This window comes from Streptomyces sp. NPDC052299 (genome assembly GCF_040679335.1).
GTDB lineage: Bacteria > Actinomycetota > Actinomycetes > Streptomycetales > Streptomycetaceae > Streptomyces.
In genome coordinates this window covers 1-22572 of record NZ_JBFAUP010000015.1, presented here as the reverse complement: position 1 = coordinate 22572, position 22572 = coordinate 1, and the positions used below count along the sequence as shown (strand labels likewise).

Annotated in this window: 18 protein-coding genes and 2 pseudogenes; 14 read left to right on the top strand and 6 right to left on the bottom strand. The window is 70.4% G+C overall.

Annotated elements, in window-relative coordinates; translation table 11 throughout:
• Nucleotides 1-214 precede the first annotated feature (214 nt).
• The 3 genes from AB0L33_RS24310 (at nucleotide 215) to AB0L33_RS24300 (ending at nucleotide 8421) form a co-directional block, all read left to right on the top strand.
• Nucleotides 215-3241 (top strand): AAA family ATPase, encoded by a 3027-nt coding sequence (locus AB0L33_RS24310; protein ID WP_365684698.1) that lies wholly within the window; start codon nucleotides 215-217, stop codon nucleotides 3239-3241.
• Between the two features lie 284 nt (nucleotides 3242-3525).
• Complete coding sequence (locus tag AB0L33_RS24305; RefSeq protein ID WP_365684696.1) at nucleotides 3526-7401, top strand: carboxypeptidase regulatory-like domain-containing protein; 3876 nt, start codon at nucleotides 3526-3528, stop codon at nucleotides 7399-7401.
• A 408-nt stretch (nucleotides 7402-7809) separates the two neighbouring features.
• Entirely contained in the window at nucleotides 7810-8421 is a 612-nt protein-coding gene (locus AB0L33_RS24300) for a hypothetical protein (RefSeq protein ID WP_365685019.1), read from the top strand.
• A gap of 475 nt (nucleotides 8422-8896) precedes the next feature.
• On the opposite strand, the gene AB0L33_RS24295 is transcribed toward AB0L33_RS24300, so the two are convergent.
• Nucleotides 8897-9367: a nuclear transport factor 2 family protein gene (locus AB0L33_RS24295; RefSeq protein ID WP_365684694.1), complete on the bottom strand. Its 471-nt coding sequence runs from the start codon at nucleotides 9365-9367 to the stop codon at nucleotides 8897-8899.
• Between the two features lie 240 nt (nucleotides 9368-9607).
• Here AB0L33_RS24295 and AB0L33_RS24290 point away from each other — a divergent pair, with 240 nt between their 5' ends.
• The 5 genes from AB0L33_RS24290 (at nucleotide 9608) to AB0L33_RS24270 (ending at nucleotide 12336) form a co-directional block, all read left to right on the top strand.
• On the top strand, nucleotides 9608-10216 hold the full coding sequence (locus AB0L33_RS24290) for a TetR/AcrR family transcriptional regulator (protein ID WP_365684692.1): 609 nt from the start codon (nucleotides 9608-9610) through the stop codon (nucleotides 10214-10216).
• 106 nt (nucleotides 10217-10322) lie between these two features.
• Nucleotides 10323-11144 carry a hypothetical protein gene (locus tag AB0L33_RS24285; protein ID WP_365684690.1) on the top strand — a complete coding sequence of 274 codons (822 nt, stop codon included), beginning with the start codon at nucleotides 10323-10325 and terminating at the stop codon, nucleotides 11142-11144.
• Nucleotides 11141-11419, top strand: a complete 279-nt coding sequence (locus AB0L33_RS24280) for a hypothetical protein (protein ID WP_365684688.1) — start codon at nucleotides 11141-11143, stop codon at nucleotides 11417-11419. The genes AB0L33_RS24285 and AB0L33_RS24280 overlap by 4 nt, the downstream gene beginning before the upstream one ends.
• Before the next feature lie 47 nt (nucleotides 11420-11466).
• Nucleotides 11467-11697, top strand: coding sequence for a hypothetical protein (locus AB0L33_RS24275; RefSeq protein ID WP_365684686.1), 231 nt, complete (start codon nucleotides 11467-11469; stop codon nucleotides 11695-11697).
• Between the two features lie 132 nt (nucleotides 11698-11829).
• Nucleotides 11830-12336 (top strand): NUDIX domain-containing protein, encoded by a 507-nt coding sequence (locus AB0L33_RS24270; RefSeq protein WP_365684684.1) that lies wholly within the window; start codon nucleotides 11830-11832, stop codon nucleotides 12334-12336.
• A gap of 102 nt (nucleotides 12337-12438) precedes the next feature.
• Here AB0L33_RS24270 and AB0L33_RS24265 read toward each other — a convergent pair whose 3' ends face one another.
• Nucleotides 12439-13221 (bottom strand): phosphotransferase, encoded by a 783-nt coding sequence (locus AB0L33_RS24265; protein ID WP_365684682.1) that lies wholly within the window; start codon nucleotides 13219-13221, stop codon nucleotides 12439-12441.
• A gap of 1070 nt (nucleotides 13222-14291) precedes the next feature.
• On the opposite strand from AB0L33_RS24265, the gene AB0L33_RS24260 reads away from it, so the two are divergent.
• Nucleotides 14292-14975, top strand: a complete 684-nt coding sequence (locus AB0L33_RS24260; protein WP_365684680.1) for a hypothetical protein — start codon at nucleotides 14292-14294, stop codon at nucleotides 14973-14975.
• Between the two features lie 29 nt (nucleotides 14976-15004).
• On the opposite strand, the gene AB0L33_RS24255 is transcribed toward AB0L33_RS24260, so the two are convergent.
• Entirely contained in the window at nucleotides 15005-15472 is a 468-nt protein-coding gene (locus AB0L33_RS24255) for a helicase associated domain-containing protein (protein WP_365684678.1), read from the bottom strand.
• 923 nt (nucleotides 15473-16395) lie between these two features.
• Between AB0L33_RS24255 and AB0L33_RS24250 the strand changes: the two genes are divergently transcribed.
• Together AB0L33_RS24250 and AB0L33_RS24245 are read left to right on the top strand one after the other, a co-directional pair.
• Nucleotides 16396-17283 (top strand): hypothetical protein, encoded by an 888-nt coding sequence (locus AB0L33_RS24250; protein ID WP_365685041.1) that lies wholly within the window; start codon nucleotides 16396-16398, stop codon nucleotides 17281-17283.
• Nucleotides 17211-17834 carry a hypothetical protein gene (locus AB0L33_RS24245; protein ID WP_365685040.1) on the top strand — a complete coding sequence of 208 codons (624 nt, stop codon included), beginning with the start codon at nucleotides 17211-17213 and terminating at the stop codon, nucleotides 17832-17834. Before AB0L33_RS24250 ends, AB0L33_RS24245 begins: the two co-directional genes overlap by 73 nt.
• 795 nt (nucleotides 17835-18629) lie before the next feature.
• Here AB0L33_RS24245 and AB0L33_RS24240 read toward each other — a convergent pair.
• Entirely contained in the window at nucleotides 18630-19913 is a 1284-nt protein-coding gene (locus AB0L33_RS24240; protein WP_365684676.1) for a hypothetical protein, read from the bottom strand.
• Between the two features lie 130 nt (nucleotides 19914-20043).
• On the opposite strand from AB0L33_RS24240, the gene AB0L33_RS24235 reads away from it, so the two are divergent.
• The 3 genes and pseudogenes from AB0L33_RS24235 to AB0L33_RS24225 form a co-directional block, all read left to right on the top strand.
• On the top strand, nucleotides 20044-20490 hold the full coding sequence (locus tag AB0L33_RS24235) for an ATP-binding protein (protein ID WP_365684674.1): 447 nt from the start codon (nucleotides 20044-20046) through the stop codon (nucleotides 20488-20490).
• A 110-nt stretch (nucleotides 20491-20600) separates the two neighbouring features.
• A complete protein-coding gene (locus AB0L33_RS24230) occupies nucleotides 20601-20804 on the top strand; it encodes a hypothetical protein (RefSeq protein ID WP_365685038.1) in 204 nt (67 codons plus the stop codon).
• Nucleotides 20805-20869: 65 nt separating this feature from the next.
• Nucleotides 20870-21337 (top strand): annotated as a pseudogene (locus tag AB0L33_RS24225) (Ku protein); the annotation flags it as partial.
• 36 nt (nucleotides 21338-21373) lie between these two features.
• On the opposite strand, the gene AB0L33_RS24220 reads toward AB0L33_RS24225, so the two are convergent.
• Together AB0L33_RS24220 and AB0L33_RS24215 are read right to left on the bottom strand one after the other, a co-directional pair.
• Entirely contained in the window at nucleotides 21374-21709 is a 336-nt protein-coding gene (locus AB0L33_RS24220; protein ID WP_365684672.1) for a DUF6233 domain-containing protein, read from the bottom strand.
• Between the two features lie 14 nt (nucleotides 21710-21723).
• Nucleotides 21724-22005 (bottom strand): annotated as a pseudogene (locus AB0L33_RS24215) (transposase); the annotation flags it as partial.
• Nucleotides 22006-22572: the final 567 nt, after the last annotated feature.

Sequence of the window (22572 nt, the reverse complement as noted above, 5' to 3'; positions counted from 1 at the left end):
TGGTGCGTCGGGCCGGCCGCCCCGTCGCCACCGCCGACAGTGCGGCCGGGGCACGGACGGCGGCCCGGCCGCACCGACCCGCCTCACATCCTCGACCCCTACGCCCGCCGTCCCTCCCGCGGCTCCCAGGCCGAACCCCGATCCGCGGAGCCCTCTGGTGCGCAGGGTACCCGGCGAGCGAGGATGATCAATGCCGGGTGGCGGCGAGGGGAGTGTGGCACTGCGGATGGGCGTCGAGCGGAACGCGACATCGGACCTGGTCGTACGCGCCCCCGAAGGCGCCTCCCCGCGCGCTGCGGACCCCCGCCCCGCTCCTTCCCCGCAGCCCCGGTCGCCCCGTTTCGTCGGCCGGGAAAGCGAACTGCGCGACGTGCTCGACGCGCTGGCCCCCGGGCGTCCGGCAGCCCTCGTCGTGGTCGAGGGGGAGGCAGGGGTCGGCAAGAGCCGCCTGGTGCGGGAGGCCCTGACGCACCGGGAGGTCCGGAGTGCGGGCGGGGTCCTGACCGCCGTCTGCCCCCCGTTCCGTGAAGCGCCCACCTTCGGGCCGCTCATCGACGCCGTACGGGACGGCCGCCCCCAGGGCCCCGCCGGGCTCGGGCTCTCTCCCCTGGCCGGCGTGCTGCGCCCGCTGCTTCCCGAGTGGGCCGAGGACCTGTTGCCCGCGCCGGAGCCCCTGACCGATCCCGGTGCCGCCCGGCACCGCCTGCTGCGTGCCCTGGCCGAACTCCTCGACCGTCTGGCCGTGCGCGTTCTGGTGATCGAGGACCTGCACTGGGCCGATGACGCCACCCTCGACTTCCTGCTCTTCCTCACCACCCGCCCCACGCGCACCATCCATCTGGTCCTCACCTACCGCCCCGAGGACCTCCCCGCCGACTCCCTGCTGCCCCGTCTGACGTCGCGGCAGGCGGCCGGCGCCCCGCACACCCGCCTGGCCCTGCGCCCCCTGGGTGTCGCGGACACCGCCGAGCTGGTCTCGTCCATGTTGGACGACGACCATGTCTCCGAGGCCTTCTCCACCTTCCTGCACGCCCGCACCGACGGTCTCCCGCTCGCCTTGGAGGAGTCCGTCCATCTGCTGCGGGACCGCGCCGACCTGGTGCGCCGCGAGGACGAGTGGGTGCGGCACGCGCTGGCGGACATCGCCGTGCCGCCCACGATCCGCGACGCCGTCGCCGAGCGCGTCGCCCGGCTGGATCCGGATGCCCGCACCGTCTTGGAGGCGGCCGCCGTCCTCGGCGAACCGGCCTCCGAGGAGCTGCTGTTCGCCGTCGCCGGACTCCCCGCCGACCGGGCCCGCCCCGCCGCCGACGCCGCTGTCCGGTGCGGCCTGCTCACCGACGGCCCGTACGGCAGGCTCGCGTTCCGGCACGCCCTCCCCGCCCAGGCCGTCTACGACGGCTTGACCGCCCGCAACCGGGGCCGCCTCCACGGCCGTGCGGGCACGGCCCTGGAGGCGGAGCCGCAGCCGTCACCGATCCGGCTCACCCATCACTTCCGCTGCGCCGGCGACACCGGCCGGTGGCTCACCCACGGCGAAGGGGCCGCCGACCTGGCCCTCGCCGCGGGCGACCAGAGTGCCGCCGCGGCTCTGGTCCACGACCTGCTGACCATCCCCCGTCTGCCCGCCCAGGACATCGTCCGGCTCGTCCGTAAGGTGCCCCTGCACACGTACGGCAGGTTCCACAACCGGGACGAAGTGGTGCGCACCCTGCGGGACTGCCTGACCGGCGAGGACCTTCTGGTACGGGACCGGGCCGGCATCCATATGCAGCTCGGCCGGATCCTCCACGCAGCGGGCGAACTACGCGCCTCCCAGCAGGAGTTCGGTTGGGCGATCGACGGCCTCGTCGACGATCCCGCCCAGGCCGCGCGGGCGATGATCCTGCTCGGTATACCGACGGACTCCCCGCTGCCCGTCACCGAACACCTCCGCTGGCTCGACCGCGCCGAGGAACTGATCAACCGCGCGATACCCGCGGAGAAACGGTTGTTCTACGTGGTCAGCTGGTCCACCGCGCTCCTGCAGCTCGGTGAGGAGACCGGCTGGCAGCCCGCCGGCGGCTTCCTCCTGGACGAGGACCGAGTCGCCCCGGGGGACGTCGTCCAGCTCAACCGGGGCCTGCTCAACTCCGGTGCGTGTGCCATGAGCTGGGGCCGTTACGCGGATGCCCGACGGCTCCTCACCTGCGCCCTCGACCAGGCGAGCCGCCATCGGATACCCGGTCAGCACATGATGACGGCCGCCAACCTGGTCCACCTGGACTGGTTCCAGGGCCGCTGGGACGACTACCCGACCCGGGTGGACGCCCTCGCGGAGTCCGAGGACGACCCGCGCTTCCTCGCCGAGAAGCTGCTGCTCCACGGACTGTACGACCTGGCCGCCGGCGACAGCCGCATCGCGGAGGAGCGGCTGGGCACCGCCCTCGACGAGGGGCTGCGCGGCGGGGACCTGCTGCTGCAGGCCGAACCCGCCGGGGCCCTCGGCCGGTTGCGGCTGACCGCAGGCGACGTCGGTGGGGCGCTCGCGGCCACCGACCGGGTGACCGGCACCCTGACCGCGAAGGGCCTGTGGGTGTTCGGGGCCGAGCTCATGCCGGTCCGGACCGAGGCGCTGCTTGCGGCCGGCCGGGCGGACGAAGCGGAGCGCCTGACGGAGGCGTTTTCCCGGGGCACCCGCGGCCGCGCCATCCCCGCCGCGGCCGCGGGTGCCCTCGTCTGCCGGGCCCTCCTCGCCGAGGCGCACGGGCCCGCCGCCCGGGCGGCCGACGCCTGGGCGGACGCCGCCGCGGCCTGGCGGGCACTCCCGCGCCCGTACGAGGCGCTGCTGGCGGCGGCGCGCGAGGCCCTGTGCCGTATCGCGTCCGGTGCCTCCGATCAGGGCATCGCCCAACTGCACGGTGTGCGGCGCGCACTGGACACACTCGGCGCCCGAAGTGAAGCGGACCGGGTCGCGGCGGCGCTGCGGGCCCGGGGCGAGGCGGCACCGGTGGTGTGGCGCGGGGGGCGGCGCGGTTACGGTGACCGGCTCTCGCCGCGCGAGACGGAGGTCGTCCGGCTGCTGCTCAACGGCCTGACCAACCGGGAGATCGCCGCCGCCCTCTCCCGGTCGCCGAAGACCGTGGCGGCGCAGCTCAAGTCGGCCATGCGCAAGAGCGGGGTCACCACGCGCACGGCACTTGCGGTGAGCGCGGCGAAGGCGGGGCTCACGCCGGACCCGGTGACGCACCCCAAGGCGTAGGTCACACCGCCGCGTCCGAGGTTCTTTGAGGCATCCGCCCCATCGCAGCCAGGCCCACCGGCGTCGCAGACTTCGTGCATCAGTCAACTACTCGCGACCGCACGAGAGCACCCCTTCCCATGAACAGCCCTGATTCCGGAGCGGAGCACGAGCCGGACGCCCCCGCCACTCCGCCGCTTTCCGGCCCGTCCCCGTACGCGCCGCCGCCTCCGCCCGAGCTTCCGCCGCCCGATCCGGACGGCTACGAACCCCTCTGAAACCGGCTCCACTCCGAAAGGTCCCCCGTGAGTTCCAGACCCGACCACCTACCGCGCCGCAGCCGCAGGCGCATACGCGCTCTGTTCGCGTACGCCGCCGCGGCCTGCTTCGGCCTGGGCCTGCTGTCGGCATCGCCCGCCGCCGTCGCGGTGACGAACACCCCGGCGGCCGGCACGACTGCCGCCGACGACCCGACCGTCCGCCCCTACACCCCCACGGACTGCAACGACCCGGCCCAGAAGACCGGTTACGCCCGCTGTCTGTCCGTGGTGAACACCCCCACGAACCAGCGCACGCGGGCTCGCGCCGCGACGAGCGGCCCGCCGGCCTCCGCACTGGGACCCGCGCAGATCCAGTCGGCGTACAAGCTGCCGAGCGGCGGCGGTGACGGGCGCACCGTCGCCATCGTCGACGCCTTCGGCAACTCCCGCGCCGAGGAGGATCTGGCGGTCTTCCGCGAGCACTACGGCCTGCCGGCCTGCACGACGGCCAACGGCTGCTTCCGCAAGGTCGACCAGCGCGGCGGCAGCGACTATCCGGCCGACGACAAGGGCTGGGCCACCGAGACCTCACTCGACCTGGACGCCGTATCCGCCGCATGCCCGGGCTGCAAGATCCTGCTGGTCCAATCCGACGACAACTCCCTGGAGAACCTCGGCGCGAGTGTCGAGACGGCTGTCCGGCTCGGCGCCAAGTTCGTCTCGAACTCCTACGGCGTCGACGGTGAGGGCACCGACCAGGCGCTCTTCGACCACTACTACGACCACCCGGGCGTCGTCGTCACCGTCTCCTCGGGCGACACCGGACACGTACAGAGCTGGCCGGCGACGAATCCGAACGTGGTCGCGGTCGGCGGGACGAGGCTGACCGCCACGCCCGGCACGGAGCGCGGCTGGTCCGAAGCCGCCTGGGACGACGGCGGCTCCGGCTGCTCCCTCTACGAGGCCACTCCGGCCTACCAGGAGGGCATCGACACCGGCTGCGACACCCGGTCCACCGCCGACATCTCCGCCGTCGCCGACCCGGCCTCCGGCCTCGGCGTGTACGACACCGTGGGCAGTGACGGCTGGCTCCAGGTGGGCGGCACCAGCCTCTCCGCACCGCTCGTCGCCGCCATGTACGCGCAGGCCGGCGACCCGGCCGCGCACACCTACCCGGTGACCTACCCCTACGCGTACACCGGCGACAGCGGCCTCAACGACATCACCCAGGGCGCCAACGACACCTGTGGCGACATCACCTGTACGGCCGGTCCCGGCTACGACGGCCCGACAGGGCTCGGCACTCCCAACGGCGTGTCCGCCCTCACCCTCGGGGACAGCGGCACCTTCAGCGGCCGGATCATCGGGGGAGCAGACAACGGCCCCCTGGCCGGGGCCGTGGTGCGCGCGGCCGACGACGCGACGGGACGCAGTTTCCGTACGACCACGGACGCCGACGGCCGCTACTCCCTGACCGTCCGTACCGGCACCTACCGGGTCACCGCGTCGCTGTTCGGCTACGCCGACGCCACCGGACCCGCGACCGGGATCGCCAAGGGCGAGAGGGCAACGGTCGACCTGAGCCTGACCAGGACCGCCACCAGCCGGGTCAGCGGCAGGGTCACGGACGGCGGCGAGCAGGGCTGGCCGCTCTCCAGCAAGATCAGCGTGGACGGCTACCCGGGCGGTGCCGTCTACACCGACCCGGAGACCGGCGCCTATTCCGTCGACCTCCCGCGAGGCGCGACGTACCACCTGCACTCCACCCCGCTCTACCCCGGCTACCACACCACCGACCTCACGGTCGAGGTCGGCGGCTCGGACCTGACTCGGAACGTCACCTCCGTGCCCGACAGGACGGTTTGCGCCGCGCCCGGCTACGGCAACGCCGCCGCGACCGGCTTCGAGGGCTGGACCGGCACCACCGCCAAGGACGGCTGGACCGTCACCGGCACCGGCACCGGCACCGACCCGGCCGCGCCGGGCTGGGAGTTCGACGCCCCGCTGGGCATCGAGAACATGACAGGCGGCAGCGGCAACTTCGCCACCGCCAACACCCTCGCCCACGACTTCGCGGCGGAAGACACCGTCCTCACGTCCCCGGTCGTCGACATGCGCGGACACAAGGCGCAGCTCGACTTCGACTCCACGTTCGGCGGGGGCGACGGCACCACCGGGACCGTCGAGGTCACCGTCGACGGAGGGAAGACCTGGAGCTCCGTGTGGAAGGCGGTCAACGACCCGGTCGACATGACTGCGGGCCACGAGACCGTCGCGCTGCCGCAGGCCGAGGGCAGAGCCCAGGTCCAGATCCGGTTCCACTTCACCAGCACGGCGGGCGAAGTGGGGGTCTGGCAGACCGACAGCGTCCAGCTCGGCGGATGCAGCGCCCTCACGGGCGGCCTGGTCACCGGCATCGTGACGGACGGGAACACCAAGAAGCCCGTCAACGGTGCAACGATCACGGACCCGGCTGCTCCTTACGCCACCGGGCACAGCGCGGCGACCGCCGGTGACCCTGCCGACCGCGGCGGCCGTTACTGGCTGTTCGTCCCGGGCGCGGGCAAGCACACCCTGACCGTCTCCGCGCCGCGCTACGCGACCGGCACCCACGCGGCGAGGATCACCGCAGGGCGGATCAACCGGGTCGGCCTCGGGCTAGAAGCCGGGCATGTGGTGGCGACGCCGGCGGTCTCGTTCGACGCCAGGCTCGGCCGCAAGGCCACCAGGACGGTCACCTTCACCAACACCGGCAAGGCGCCGGTGGAGGTGGACCTCGGTGAGCAGAGCACATCCGGCAAGGTGGGCAACTCCACCGAGGACGCGGCCTGGGCGAGCCTGCCGGACTACCCCGAGCCCGTCATGAGTAACGCGGTGGGCACGTACGCCGGCAAGGTCTACTCCGTGGGTGGTTTCGACCGGGCCGTCGGCGCGAAGCTCACGAAGCACGGCTACGTGTACGAGCCCGCGGTCGGGTCGTGGCGACGGATCGCCGATCTGCCGGAGGCCCTGGCCGCCACCTCGTCCGCCTTCGTCGACGGCACGCTGTACGTGGCCGGCGGTCAAGGCAGCGACGCCTCGGCGCGCTCCACCGTGCTGGCCTACCACCCGGGCACGGACACGTGGACGCGGGCCGCGAACCTGCCCCGGGCCGTGAAGGCCGCGGGCGTGGCGGCACTGGACGGCAAGCTCTACGTCATCACGGGATGCGTGGACGACTGCGCCGAGCGGACGAAGGCTGTCTACCGGTACACACCGGCCTCCGACCGCTGGAGCAGGGTCTCCGACTATCCGAAGGCGCTGACCAACACGGTGTGCGCGGGGCTGGCCGGTGAGGTCGTGTGCGCCGGTGGCGCGGATCCCACCGAAGAGACGGGACTGACCGCTGCGGCCTATGCCTACAACCCGTCGGCGGACTCCTGGCGGCGCGTCACCGACATGCCAACCGCCACGGTGAGCGCCGCCGCGACCGGTGCGAACGGCCGGATGCAGGTGGTCGGGGGCTACACATCGGGCAGCATGGCCAATACGACTGCGGTCGAGTACGACCCGGTCGCCGGGCTCTGGTCCGCGCTGCCAGACTCGAAGTACCCCATCTACCAAGGTGGTGCCGGCTGCGGGCTCTACCAGGTCGGCGGCGGGCAGAGCGTCCGCTCGTACCTCGTGGGGGGCGTCCGCGCCGAGTACCTGCCCGGGTACGACCAGTGCGAGGGCGACGACGTGTCCTGGCTGTCCGAGGTTCGGACCCGGTTCACGCTGAAGCCCGGGCACGCGGTCACCGTCCCCGTGACCGCGGATGCCGGTGCGGTCCCGGCGGCGGGCACGTACACGGCCGACCTCACCATCGGTACGGACTCGCCCTACACCGGGCAGGCCGTCGCGATCACGCTGAAGGCGGCGGTCCGCCACACCGGTCACTGACCGATCCGGCAGGGGCCCGCGCGGACGCAAGCCGGCCGCGCGGGCTCTTCTCCCGTTCCACAGGCGTCGTGCCCGCACTGCCCTGCCCCGGAGCCTGCGCGCGCTCCCCGACCCGGTGCGTTCCGACGGAGCCGCTGCGGAAGCGCCTGCAGTGAACACGCCTGCATCCGCTGCCCGATGCGCAGCATCGGCCCGAGGACGCCGTCTCGCCTCAACGACGTGGAGGACGACCTCCTCGCCCGCCGCCAGCGAGCTGTCGAAGAGGGCTGGCGAGGCGGGATCGGAGGGCTCCATCTGCCGGTCACCTGCTCGCGCAGCGCCGCCGACCCCGCATCAGAAACCCCAGGCCACAGAGAGGTCGGCAGCACTGCGAACACCGCAATCGCGGCCTGGGTCAGAATCGCGAGCATGGATGTTCCCAAGCTGCTGGAAGCCGCGTCCCTGCTCGTTCCCGAGGACATCGCCACCGAGAACGACATCACGGTGGCCGATGTCTGGGAGTACCTCACCCAGGACGAGTGGGAGGTGGCTCTCGGGCTGCTGGAGGAACTCGGAGACGTCCAACCGCTTCCACTCAGCTTCTGGGAAGCTCTGGCCTCCGCAGCGGAGCAGATGCGGATGGAGAGGAGTGCGGCCTGGTGCCACCTGCGCTGCTACGAGACGCGCAACGGCATCATCCGGGCCGACCTCACCCTCCGCCCGGCCGCCGAGGCCAGACGACAGACGCCCATCTCCGGCGCCGGCGTTCTGCGACCGATGTGGAACATCGGAAACCGAACCCCGACCGGCGAACCGGCCCTCAACATCGCCATGCTCTGGATCGAGCGCACACCCTTCCTCGAACCTGGCGGGCGAGCCCCGGTTCGACTCGCGCCCCTTGACCCTCAGCAGTGGCAGCACGTTGAATCCGGCCAAGTGATCACCATGCATGAGGACCGATCCGTGGCCGGGACGGCCGTCGTCCTGGAGGTTCAGCGACCCTGCGGCCACGCATACGGCACAGAGCCGAACGATCACTAACGACCGCGGCAGGGGAACCTGGCGGAGCGGAGTTGGCAGCTCGGACAGGGGAGCGGTTGGTGGGAACCTTGGCCCTCGCAAGCGGCGACGTGCGCTGTCGGACTGTCGCTTCGAGCACGGCCCAGCCTGGAAGGGCTTGCGCCCGTATTCGCCGCTTCTCGTCGTGCCCGGCGCCCTGGTGACGCGGAGGTCGCTGGATTCCGTCACTGATTCGACGCGGCCGGCCCGGAAACGCACCCGGCTCCGGCGGCATCGGACGTACGGTTGCCAGAGGCCGGGCCGCAGGCGGAGTCCGCCGCCGAGCCGGTGACGCCCCCCGAGACCGCCGCTGTCGGCCCCGCCTCTCAGGGGCGGCCCTCCGCCGGCACGCATCCGGCGCAGGCGCCGGAGAAGGGGACGGAGCCTCGGCCCCGGCCCGGGGTGGTGGCCGCCTCGGTGTGGGGTCGGTCGTCTGTCCGGTGACCGTGTGGTGGAACTACACCCGTGTGGCGGCCGTCTTGGTGGCCTCGATCGCCGACGCGAAGTCGGGCGTGGCCCCGAGCTGCGCGAGCAGTACGTTCGCCGCGTTGTAGCAATTGAACGTTTCGATCTTCCCCTCGCGGAGATACCAGAGGTCCGCCGTCGGTACATCGATGCGGTTCCCAGTAGGAGGGATGTCGCCGGCCGGAGTCGGGAACGCGCCAAGATGCGTCCCCTGAATCCGCAGCTCTACGGCGACGACGTCACCGAACACATGCACCGCGAGCAGCTCACGGTGGATGTCGGGAAAGACGCCGGCCAACCCCGCCAGTGCCTGGGGTATCTGGTCCCCCTGAAACGTCATCGAGTTCGGCATGTCGTTGAAGGTTCCGTCTTCGGTGAACAGGGCGCGGAAGCCCCGTCCGTCGAGGACGTTCCCCTCCGCCAGCCGGTATGCCTCGCGGACAACCTCTTCATTGCGTGTCACTTCTGTTCTCCTCGGTGTTCGGTGCCCTCGCGGGGGCAAGCCCCTACGGCGCCCCCCGACAGATTGGTGCGATCCCGCCGGATCGTCGGGCGCTGAGGCGGACACGGCCGGTGCCCGCAGCGGGGCACGTACAGCGCTCCGGCGCGATGCCAGTTTAATGATGAGCATCATTGGAATCCCTGTTATGATGAAGGTCATCATTGAAAAGGTCAAGTCGGGAACGACGGCGGAAGGACTGCAATGCCGCGGATCACCAAGGAGGACAAGGCCCGCAATCGGCAGAACATCCTCGAAGCGGCGGGCCGCATGTTCCGCGCGCAGGGCATCGACGCTGTCGGGATCGCCGAGCTGATGAAGGAGGCCGGGCTCACCCACGGCGGCTTCTACAACCACTTCGCCTCCAAGAACGACTTGGTGGTCGAGGTCTGCAGGGCCTCCTTCGCCGACTCACTCGAAAGCCTGGCCGGCATGATCGAGGACGGTCAGGACAAGGCCGGCCCTCCGCTGAAGCACGTCGTGGCCGGTTACCTGTCCACCGCACACCGTGACGACGCGAACGGCGGCTGTCCCTCCGCCTCCCTGGTCACCGACGCCGTACGGCAGAACGAAGCCGTGCAGAGCGCGTATGCCGAAGGCGTCGAGGGCTATCTGACCGGCTTCGCCGCCGAGTTCCTGTGCGAAGCCGAGGAGAAGGGCCACGAACTCGACCCGGCCGAAGCCCGCCGGAAGGCCATCAGCCTGCTCAGCGAAATGGTCGGCGCGCTGATGATCGCCCGCGCCGTACGCCACGTCGAGCCCGGGCTCTCCGACGAGATCCTGGAGGCCGGCCGCAGTCACGCCGTCGGCTGATACTCGGTTGTCCGCAGGAGGCCCCGCCGACGCCGCGGTCAGAGCGACGAGGCTTCGCCCCGACGCGCCGGGCCGACTGTCAGTGCTGTGATGCAGGATGCAGCGCATGATCCAGACTCTGCCCCTGGCCTTGCCCCGCACACTGGTGGACCACCACCGCCTTGACCTGACCGCGCTGTACTCCACGGGCTGGGGCTTGAGCCTCTTCGACCTCGCCGGAGCCTCGAACGGCGAGGTGTACGCCCTGTACGGCGTTTCCCGGTACACCTACGGTGTCGACGACGAGGAGCCGGACCCGCAGACCGCGAACTTCGGATACAGGATCATCACCCGGTACTCCGAGGAGGGCGAGATCCTGGCCGGCGCGCAGTTCCGCACCGACGGCCCGGACGAGGAAGACTCGGGCGTCGCGGACGGCGGCGACATCGGTTTGTGCGTCCTGCCCGACGGCGTCCTCGCCATCACCGCAACGCCGGACAACACCACGCTCCTCGCTCCGGACCTGAGCCGAATTCTGGCCGTCTACGGCTCGAAGGACGGGCGCCCCTACCGCGAGTTCACTCCCGGCGAAGGCGACCCCTTCGCCGGGTCGATCAGCGTCACCCCATCAGGCCGACTGCTGTGCACCCTCGCCGAGTACGGCGTGTGGAGGTACGGCAACGTCCTCACCAACCAGCGCGGGTGGATCCTGCCGTGGACGTGGCGCTCGCCGCCGTCGACGTCGCCGCGGTCGTCTTCACCGTCCGCGAGAAGTTCTCCCGGCGCCACATCCTGGCCGAAGCACGCCGGCACCTGCTGGAGACCCTGCGCGGCCGCGCGTTCCCCCACGGCATGGACGACTCCATCGCCCACCGGGCCCTGCTCCGCCACGCCCGGCGCCACACAGTTACCAAGCCCGGCCGTGGGGCGCCGGCACCGGACCGGATGACCTACACCGCCGACTTCCCCCTGCCGCACCGGTGGTGGATCGCCCCCGCCCAAGGCACACCGCCGCGGGAGTCCAGCCGCTACGAGCGCGCCCGACTCGCGAGCCTCGCCGTGCAGAACGCGATCCGCGACGCCCGCATCCGAGCCGACACCGCCGCCGCCACCGAGGCGACAACTTCGGCCGCCTCCGCACCCGCCGGTCACCGCGACATCGAGGGCGAGACGGCATCGGCCCCCCCCACACCGTCGACCACCCCGGCCGGGATGCCGCTCTGACCCCGGCCCAGCGGGCCGCCGCCGTCCAGGCCCACCAGCAGGCCGCGATGCCCGAGGAATACCTCGCAGGCCGCACGACCGACCCGGCGACGTGGCTGCGCACCCCGAAGAACCTGGACCGGCTCGCCGCCTACACGCAAGCCGCAAGCATTTGCCGCCGCGCCATGGAGGACCGGCTGAAGCCCGGGCAGCCAGCTGACGGGATCAAGCCCACTGGCCAGCAGCACCACCAGGCGAACCGGTCGGGTCAGGGCAGGAGAGCGGGGCGCAACCAGTGAGGGACAGCAATCGATGCGAGCCGCACGAAGAGATCAGCTGGATGCAGGGGATAGTGGACTGCCTGCGATGGTCGTTCGTCGCTTCCGCCGATCAGCGAGGCCGTGAAGGGCTTGGCGATAAGGTCGACACCCATGGTGCTGAAGAGACGATGGACGTCCCGAGTCCTCCTGGTCGATGAACATGAGCGTCTCCTTCTTCTGTGCGGCAGAGATCCCCGCAGACCAGGAGCTCGATGGTGGTTCACCGTCGGAGGCGGCATAGAGGAGGGCGAGGATTCTCTCGAAGCCGCGGTGCGTGAAGTGCAGGAGGAAACAGCGCTTTCTCTCGCCGTGGAACGGTTGGGCCCGCTTGTCTGGACACGGCGAGCGGTCTTCACCGTGGATGGTCAGGGGTTCGACCAGCACGAGGAGTACCGCCTCGCCCGCATCACCGCTGACGAAGCGCGCGGGATCGACATTGACACGGCCGAAGCCCGACACGGCTATCACTGGTGGACGATTGAAGAACTGGCCATCACCCGGGAAGCAGTCCGCCCCAGAAGAATGGCCAGCCTGCTGCCTCAAGTACTGAAGGCTGGCGTTGATCACCGCATCCCTCAACACCTGGGCGACGTCAACGAGGACACAGACCCGGATTGAGGTCCGAGAGCGTGATACGAGCGCGTTCTCAGCTGTTGCCGATGATGTGTGTCTGAACGGGATGCCGAGCCGAGTCGGTGAAGCCGGGCCCTGATCCCGCTGTCAGGTCAGCAGGCCCAAGACCCGGCCAGCCTGGCGTTCCGCCGTCCCGACGGGGTTGCGGGGATGCTCCAGGTCATCGCTGGCCAGCAGAAACAGCCAGACCAAGGCAAGCAGCCGACGGCACGCCCGCAAGCGCGCAGCCTCTGCCGAGGAAAGATCGAACCAGTCCAAGAACGACAGCACGTCAAGCGGGTGCTCTACCCAGCTGCCGACATGTTCGGTGATCTCCGCCAGCTCAAAAGCGCGATCACTGCGGCCAGAGTCCTCGAAATCGACGACCTGAACCCTGGAGCCGTCCCACAGATAGTTGGCCAGATTGCCGTCACCAGGGCCGAAGACCGGTGGAACCCCCGGTGGAGCGTCGGCTTCCAGACCCGACTGAGCAACCCACGACAAGCCGGCCTCCATGGCCTCCCTCACCAGGCCAACCGCCCGGGGACGTGCTGTTGCGGCCCAGGTACCGAGGTGGCCGATCAGTTCGCCTTGATGCCCCGGCCTGAGAGGCACCTTGGCCAGAACGTCGGACGGCACGGCGGAATGCACAGCGGTCACCGCCTCGGCCAGAGCCTTGATCTTCTCCTTCCCCACCGCAGCTCCGCGGAGGGGAACGCCGGCGAGGCGTGACATCACCACTACAGGCTCGGATGCGGCAAGGTTCGCCTCCCGGGGATCTGGAGCCAGCCCGGGAGCATGCGTGGCCAGGAGCTTGAGCGCCCGCCACTCGCGCGCGGCACGACCATCGTGCTTGTTCGCGAACCGCTTGACGACATTGTCAGTAGTCATCTCGATCGCGTGGGTGCCCCATCGGTCAGAACTCATAAGACGAAAGCCTGCCAGGGCGGTGTCGAAGAGGAACGGGCGGGAGTGGCCCCCCGATCGCGTGAGCAACAGACCGCTCTGCCCACGGCTGTCTGTCAGTGAGGGACGGTTCTCAGCGGCTTCTCGCCCGCGGGGCCAGCCGGTGGTCAGTTCGCCTTGGGGTCCTGCGGCGCGGGTTCGTCGTCGCTGTCTTGGGCAGGGCTGGCCGGGCGGTAGCGGCCCATGCTTCCGAGGATCAGGAAGGCCCCAAGAGGGGCCGTTCCGTAGAGCACACCCGCTCGGCGCTCGCAACCCTGAGCGCACCATCCCGCGCCTGGCCGCCCTCCCCCGCCACCTGTGGGCTGGGGCCAAGGACTACGAAGAGGACTTCCACCGCTACGACAAGAAGATCTGCGTCATCACGACCACTCTGACCGACCTCCGGGAGCACGGTCCGCACGGCGCGGTCTTCCGCCGCTTCGGCCGGCCCGGCCCGCAGACCCTGTTCGACGCGATCGGCAACCCCGCCGCCAGGCCGCCCTGGAACGCCTCTGGGCCCAGCAGCGCGCCCGCGAGCGCGAGGCCCAGGAACGCGGGCGCCAGAAGGCCGAACAGCGCGCCGCGGAACGGGAAGCACAGCGCCCGGCGTGTGCGCGCTGCGGGACGAAGTTCACCGACGAACGATGGAAGGCGACCCAGGCAACCGACTGGAGCACCCCTGCGGACACCCACCCCACGTTCTGCGACCGGTGCAAGGGGCGGGCCTTCGCGGCCGAGCTGCTCGCACAAACGGTTCGAGGCGGTATCGAGCGCCACGATCGGGAGAAGGGCGAGGTGGTGCCAGAGCCCAAGCCCAGCCGTTGGTTTCTGCGCCGACGCACCTGACCCAGTCCGTCAACACCAGCCCTCCAGGCCGCCCTCCGGCCCTCCTGCGAGGAGCCACGCCTACGGGTCTGGAATTGGCCGGATACGGACCAGGAAATTCGGCAGACCCGCCCCGCCGGCCAGGTCCGGTCCGGGATCATCAAGATCCGGTATCTAGCGGGAGGAACTGGATGTTCAAGGCTCTGGCTGCGCAGTGGCAGGCGAATCAGGAACAGAAGCGGGCTATCGCTGCTGAGAAGTGGGAGCAGGAGAAGCGCTGGCGCGAGGAGGACCGCGAGGAACAACGTCAAAAGCGCCTCGCGGAGGCGAAGCAGCAAGAGGAGCAGGAACGGGAGCGTGCGGCAGAGGAAGCCCGCCGAGCTGAAACCACCCAGGTCATCTACGGCGCGCATCTTGACGTCCTTGATAAGGCAGCCACTGTCTCCTATGTCTCGCTCACTTGCCACGAGGACACCTGGACATTCATCGCCCGCAGGGCCTTCGGTGTCTGGTCGCCGGAGTGGCTCACCAGTGCCGTCCAGGACAGCCCGGGCAAGGCCGGGCCGGTAGCCAAACAAGCGACCTTTAAGAAGAACCCCAACCTTTCCCCAGGGCGCATCACCAAGCAGGACAACGGCATGCAGACGATCGAGGTTTCCGGCGACAACCTCGTGACGCTCATCGAAGAGCTTTGGAATACCGCGTTCGACCGGACCGGCTACCTGGCAATCATGGACACCGACCCCAACAAGGGTGCCTGCGGTCCCCTCTACCGCCGGTTCAGAACCTGGCTCGAAGATCTCGAACCCGGCACGGTCAGCGAGCCGGGCCACACACTCGTACTCGACGAGCGACTCGACACCCAGCCCGCATAACCGCCGTGCGTTGAGACCAACCAACCCAGCTACGCCGCCCACTCCAGCCCCAAGCCGGCGAGGGCGGCGAGCTGGTCTTCGCTCAGCCGGTCGCGCCTGCTCTTGTGGTTGCTCAGAAACACACCCAGGCGCACCGACGTTCCGTCCGGCAGCTCCTCGGCGTGTTGCCGCCCGACAACAGTTGTCCCTTCACGCGCGATGTACTGCCGCAGCGCCTCCACCCCCCGCTTGAATGCCTCGGTGCCCTTCCCGGCCCCAGCCTTCGCCGCACCCCGCGCGGGGAGCTTCTGGGCCCGTACAGCGGCCTGGGGCCGTACTCCCAGCTCCTCCAGCCGCCGTCGCTGCTCCGTGTTCAGCTGCGCCCAGTCCCGTGTCTGCCGGGCGGCCCAGCGGCCGATGTCATCGCCCCGGTACGTCACCCCGGGCTGGACGTCCTCCAGCGTGTTCCCGGCCTCGAGGAGGGCGTCCAGGCCGACGTAGCAGCGCTGCCAGTCCACCGTCCACCCGAGCAGCCGCGGATTCCAGTCCGGATCGATCGCGGCGAGCTGCTCCGCGCGCCGGCGGGCCCGTCCGGTGTCCTTGCCGAGTCCTCCCGCGCCGCCCGTGCCGCCTGCTCTGGCGGCACAGACGTCCGTTCACCACCTCTGGGCGGCGCTGGCTGCCGTTGTGGCCGTAGGCACGGTGTACGTGGCTACGTTCATGAGAAGCAACAGTGAATGTCGGTCGGTTTGAGCAGTGGATAGCGATCTTGTCGGCTCAGAATGTTCGCGAGAAATGGCTCTGGCACAACTTCTGTGGTGCCGAGACGAAACTCGGTGTCCAAGGCCGGAGCATGCCGGGAACCGGCAGTTCAGAAGCTTGTCGTGGGGCGGACAGAAGCCTGGTAGGCGTAGCTCCGCAGAAGTTGTGCCAGAGCCGCAACTGGTGAATAAAGCCATGTACGCGTTGCACGAGCATCCTGGATGGGTTGACCAGGTGTCCGCACTGGCCACGGTCGCGGCGGCGGTGGCTGCCGTGGTGACGGTTTGCGCGCGGCGTCAGTGAACGGCCGGCCGAAGGGGGCTCGTCTGGGCGGACGGGCCCCCTTCGGGCGTTCCGGCCGGGGTAGTCGTGTACGTCATCGCGGCCCGCTGTACGTCATCGGCTTGACGTACAGCGGTTCCGCAGCCGTGCCGTGTCCGGCTGCGGGCCGGGAGCTGGGTGCTTCGCACCGCCGGGGGTGAGGCTGACGCGCCGTTCGGCAGGGGCGGTGCGTGTCCCCCGGAAGGGTGTTTTTTCCCTCGCGTACTCGTATGCGATTTCTGTGGTGTATGCCCAACTGGCCCTGAAAGCTTGGGTGTTGACATTTCTCGTGGTGGTTCATCATGGTTTCGGCGCGGTCCGGTGGGCGGGCCGCGATGTGTGGATGGGAGTGCGGGCTATGGGTCGTGTGGTGCGTGAGAGCTACGGCGAGATCGAGGCGGCTGTGCGGCTGCAGGTGTCGGTGGCGGCGTGGCGGTGGGCGGCGGCGTCGGGTCTGGTTCCGCCGGCGGACGCGGGGCCGGGGGTGTGGTCGCGGGCGGTGGTGGAGGCTGCCGACGCCGAGGCGGTGCGGGCGGCACTGTGGGTGGTGGATGCGTGGGAGGCGGCGGACCGGCTCACCCGGGCGCTGGGACAGCCGTTGGTGTGGCGGCAGGGGGTGACCGCGTCGGCGGTCGGTCACCTGGTGCAGGCAGGGCTGCTGGTCGGGCTCGGCGGGGACCGGGACACCCCGGACGTCCACGGGGACCAAGTGGCCGCGCTCGCCCGCCGCCGCGACCTCCCGGCCCTGCTCGACCGGCACGTGCCCCTCGGCGCCGGCCAGGCCGCCCGCCGCCTTGGCGTCCGCCGCACCGATTTCGACGCCGTGGTACGCCTCGGATGGGTCGAGCCGGTCTTCACGGTGGACGTCGACTACGGCAAGAGCCGGGGCGGTGCTACCACCGTCCCGCTGTACCGCGCCCTGGACGTCGCGCTCCTCCCGGTCGTGCACCCCGAGGTGGACTGGCGCGCGGTCCGGGCCGCCCGCCCCGGCACCCGTTCCTTGCTCACCGGCCAGGCGCCGGCCGCGCCGGGCGGTGCCCGGCTGCCGCTCGCGGAGGTGGCGAGGATCTGCGGAGTACGCCGGGCGGCGGTGGCGACCTGGCGCCGCCGCCACGCCGACTTCCCTGCCCCGGCCGCAGGCACCGACCCGCACCCGGATTTGACCGGGCCGCGGTGGTGGCCTGGCTCCTCGACCACGACAAGATCGCGGTTCCCCTGGGGCCCGACCCGGCGCCCCTGGCCGTGACGGGTGCCGGGCGCGCCGAATGCAGCATTCGGTTCTATGACGCGGTCCTGGACCTGGCCCACGACGCGGCCGGGGAGGACCGGGTCACCGCCTGGTGCACGGAGGCGGACGCCGAGGCCCTGGCGGAGCTCACGGCCGGGGAGTGCGGGGCGACCGTGCGCCGTCTCGCCGTCCCGGGCGCGGCACCGCTCGCGGTGACCGGCGAAGTACGGGTACGCAGCCGCTACCGGTCCGGGGAGGGCGCCGGGCTGCGCCTGACGCTGGCCTGGCCCGCCGGCCTGCGGGGCACCGCCGCACCGGTCGGAGGCGGCCTCGTCCGCCACGGAGCCCCGCTCGCCGCGCCGGGGGACGCCTGCTGGTGCACGCGGCACGACTGCGGCGGCCTGGTCCCCACACCCGGGTGCACCGAGCACGGCACCGCAGCCGCCCCGGCGATGGAGTGGCACCCCGGCGGCGGCATTCGGTGCGCCGACCTGGCCCGGCGGCGGCCGGGGAGTGCGGGGCGACCGTGCGCCCCCTCGCCGTCCCAGGCACGGCGCCGCTTGCGGTGACCGGCGCACGGGGTGGGCGGTACCGGTCGCCCCCGCGTTCGTTGACCGGTGGTGACCTCGGATTCAGCAGCAAGCCCCCCGGACTGGCGTCGGCGATACGTGGGCGCATACGCCCGCGCACGGCGGATTCTGGAGGCGGCCCGGTGGGTGGGCCGGTGGGATGTCCCGCCGACCGGTGTCCTCCTCGGCCACCTGGAGGCGGGGGCGATCGAGGCGGCGGCAGCCGGTCTGCGCCGGCTGCCGCCGCCTGCCGCCCTCTCCCGCGCGGAGCGGCGGATCTGGCGCCGGGCCGCCGGTGCGGCTGAGGTCGCGATGCGCCAGGCCGCCCACGAGCGCGCCCGGTCCGAGGGGGGTGCCCCTATCACTTTGGTCAAGGTGGAGAGGTGTCGATTCGGGTGTCTGGAACGATGTGCCTGTGCATGCTGATGATCAGGTTGGCGAGGGTGTCTCTGCGGAGCTCGCGGCGTTTCTCCGGAACGCCGCCGACGGCCGTCCGGTGAAGATCGTTCCTTCCGTTTGCGGCGGGTGTGGCGGGCGCGTGTTCTTCGTGCTCGTCGACGATGTCGAGGGCGGAGCCGAGCGGGTGTGCGCTGGTTGCGGCGGCCGCGCGTTCATCGCGGATAGCGAGGAGTTCTGGGAGGACGCGGATCCGGGCGAGGCCGGCTGCCCGTGCGGGAGCGAGGAGTTCGAGACCGCGGTTGCGAGGACCCGGCGACGTGGATGCCGCCCGCCGACTCCGCCACTGGCGCGAGCTGCTCGTGTGTACGAGTCTCACGGCGGACGTCGCGGCTCGGGTTAGTTGACCTCCCCCAGGCAGTTCAGGGCTTGGCGGAAGTCGTCGAGAGCGGGCCCGAACTCGCGGGCGGCGGTGTGGAAGGTTGATCGGTCGATCAGGATCCCGGCCAGTGTTCGCATTCCGTCTGCCGGATCGTGCTGAGACAGCCGACCGGCCAGACACACTCCGTCGTCGAACAGGGAGCGCACTCGCTCCGCGAACAGATGGGTACGGTTCTCCCAGTAAACGGCGGAGCGGACGGTGAGGACCCGATGCAGCCGGACCAGTTCGGCCAGATGTTGGTCCGGGTCCTCGGTGGCTCGCGCAGCAAGGGTGTCCACCTCTTCACGGAGGGCTTGAAGGCTGTCGAAGTAGCGCCGCTTGGCATCGGGCGACCACTGCATGGGCGCAGCTCCCGAAGGCGGGCGCGGTCCATCGGGCGCAGGCCGGTCGCTTTCGGCACCGGAGAAGGTCAGCAGCACCGCCCAGAACGACGCCTGATAGCCACTCCAGGACTTCCGCTCACCGGTATCGGCCAACTCCGTCAGCAAGGCGAGTGCTTCTTGCCTCGCGAGGACCGCCTGCTCGCCTCGGCCGTGGGTGTCGAGCATCTGTGCGTACCCGATGAGAGAGTAGAGATGGCAGGCCATCGGGCCGCGATCGTTCGCGGCTTCGGCCGCTTCCATGCTGACGAGGGTCTCGAACGCGGCGAGTGCTTCGCTGGACCGGCCAGCGTCGTGGAGAGCGGCGATCCACTCCAGGAGTGACCAGGCAAGACCCCCGCTAGCGGGCCCATCGGGCAGCCTCGCTGCGACCAGCTCGGTCATGGCATCAGCAGCCTCGGCATACCGGCCTTCCTCGGAAAGTCCGGCAGCCCACTCATGCAGCCCTTTGACCACGGGGTCTCCGGACAGTTCGGCTTGTGCACGGCCAATGGCGAGCATCTCGGCGCGCATGGCAAGTCCTTCGGCGCGTCGGCCCGCCATGTACAGCTGTCGCTGGCACGAGTCGAGGGCTTGGTACAGAACATTGGCCCGGGCAGTCTCGGCCGGGTCGATGGACCGCGCAGCGGCCACCGCCTCCTCGCACAGCGCGAGCGAGGACGGATGCCACTTGCCGACGCTGGTGTCATAGCTCAGACGTTGCAGCGCCCTGGCCAAGAGAGGAAGGTACCCGGCGGGGCTGACCTGGGAGAGCACCCGGTAGGCGTCAACTTCCTCGCGTGGCGTGCGGCGTCCCGACGCGAGCAGCACATTCCGCGCTCGCACGATGTCGTCCTGATCGATTTTCCCCGAGTGATTCATAACGGAGATTCTGGGCGCCCCGGAGAGGGCCGAACAAGGCAGGTCGCATGTGCCGTTCCTCCTACGAAAACACCCTCTGCCCTGTCATGATGGGCGTGACATCACTTCCCCGGGGTTCGGCACGCTGTGCGTGCTGATCGGCCCGCCGGGCTGCGGCAAATCGACCTTCGCCACCCAGTGGCCCGCAAGCTGGCGCGTGTCCCTGGACACCTACCGCCTGCTCGCCACCGACACGGAGTACGACCAGTCCGCCACGGTCGCCGTCCAGATCCAGGACCTGATCCTGGACGCCCGCCTGTCCCGGGCCCTGACCACGATCGTGGACGCCACCAACCTCCACACCCACGTCAGAGCCGGGCTCCTGGCCCGCGCCCGCTACTGGCAGCGCCCCACCACGGCCGTCCTGTTCAACACCCCGCTGGCGACAGTGGAGGAACAGAACGCCGCCCGCGACCACGACCGCATGGTGCCTCAGCACGTCGTGCGCCAGCTCCACAAGCTGCTGCCCACCACCCAGCTGCGTGACGAAGGGTTCACCACGGTCCACCTCGCATCCGACACCGCGACCGCCCGATGAACGCCACCGGCTCGCGGGACAACCCCGTCATCACGACTTCCGATACCGTCCCCACGGGCTGATTCTGGTTCCTCGCCCCCGACGGCACCCTCTGTCTCGCACCGGGCTGCATGGCCCGCATCCAGGGCCCCGAGGCGCAGTGCCTGTGCAACACCCTCACCGCCCAGTACGACCGCCTGAAACGACGGATGCGGGAGCTGAAGGGCCGCCACAAACACGCGGAAACCTGGTGGCACGCCCTCAGGGCCGCTGTCGATGCCCACCCGGACAAGCGCTCCTTCCTCACCGACACCCAGCGTCGCTTCGGTCGCTGACCTGTACCCGCAAAGACAAACGCCCGGGTCCGCCGCTGTCACGGCGGGCCCGGGCTCTCCATTCCCGGCTGGGCGTGTTGCAGGTCAGGGAGGGCGCGATCGTGCTGCACGCGATGCACTGGCCCGACGAGGTCCGAAGCCCTGAGCCCCTGGCGCCGAGGCCGGTGGAGCTGGAGGAGTCGGAGATCGAGCAGGCCGTCCAGCTCGCCGAGTCCATGACCACCGACGACCTCACCCAGTTCCGGGACCGCTACCACGATGCTCTGGAAGAGCTGATCGCGGCGAAGTCGGAGGGCAAGGAGCCCGAGCCGGCCGAAACCGACGGGGCGGGGGAGGGCGGTCAGGTCATGGACATGATGGCAGCCCTCAACGCCTCCGTCACCGCGGCGAAGGAAAAACGCGGCGAGAGCGGCGAGGACGCCACCGTGCACGAGATCCGGCCCCGCAAAAACAGTGCCGCGAAGAAGCCGGCGGCCAAGAAGAAGACCACGACGAAGAAGACCGCGGCCTCGAAGAAGCGCTCCGCTTCCTGACCCGGGACCTGTCCGCGGCGCCGGCCCCCAACGTGTTCACACCGGCGGCAGGGCGTCGTCGGGCAGGCAGATCTGGCAGGCTTCGATGTCGGGCTCGTCCAGGGCGACGGCCGTGTCTTCTGCGCTGATATAGCCGAAGGGGCTCTTGTAGAGACCGCAGTCCCCGCGGTGCAGGAGGGCGCCCTCGTGCGAGCGCTGCGGCTGGATCTTGAACGACACCCGCTCCCGCTCGCGCACCGCCTTCTGCCGCTCCTGTTCCTCCTGGGCTTCGAGCTCACGGACGCGCTGGTCGGCGACCTTCAACAGCTCACACGCCCGTTTGACGCTGCGACCTGCACGCTTCTCCGCCTCGATGAACGGGTGCACCGTCACCGGGTCTCCTTCGCGAAGAAAGCCGTGGCCCGCTTGAGGATGTCGACGTCCTCACGCAAACGGCGGTTCTCCCGCCGCAGCGCGGCCAGTTCCTCGCGCTCACTGCTGGTCAGGCCGTCCCGCTCGCCCGCATCGACTTCGGCCTGCTTCACCCAGTCACGCACCGCGGTCTCGGTCAGATCGAAGTCGTTGGCGATCTGACCGACCGAGCGGTCACCGCGTCGGCACAGCTCGACGATCTCCGCCTTGAACTCCAGCGTGAACGAGCGACGAGGGCGAGGCTTCTTCTTCCCCATGCTCTCCATGATGGACATCCTCCCGGGGCTGAACCCCTGATCTCGGATGTCCGCCAAAGCGGATCAAGCCCACCCCTTACGACGTGGGCTGGGCCTTTGACGACAACTCCTAGGGCGCATGAGATGAAGCGAACTGACGAAACAGTGTGTTGTCAGGCCGAGTATCAATCCGGGTGTAGTCGGATTTCGAGTTGAGTTCCCAAGCCGGCCAGAGCCCCGAGTTGAATACAAGGACGCTCCGGCAATTCTCTAGCCCCAGCCGCCGGGGGATGCCCAGTCCAGATCCCATCTCGTCACCAAAGTGAAGCACCGGGCCGCCCCTCCCTGTAGCCAGCCGCCCGCGAAGCGGGCCTCTTGGCCCGGGAGCGAAGCGGACGGGCCGGGGTGGAGCGAAGCGGAACCCCTGATGGGCAGCCACGAAGTGGCAGCCCATCAGGGCATCGCGAAGCGAGGCCTGTTCACTGCGTTCACGGAGCGAAGCGGAGAGAACGCCCGCGCTTCGCGCGGGCGGGGAGCGAAGCGGACCGCCCCAGCGCCCCGCGAAGCGGACCGCCCCAGCGCCCCGCG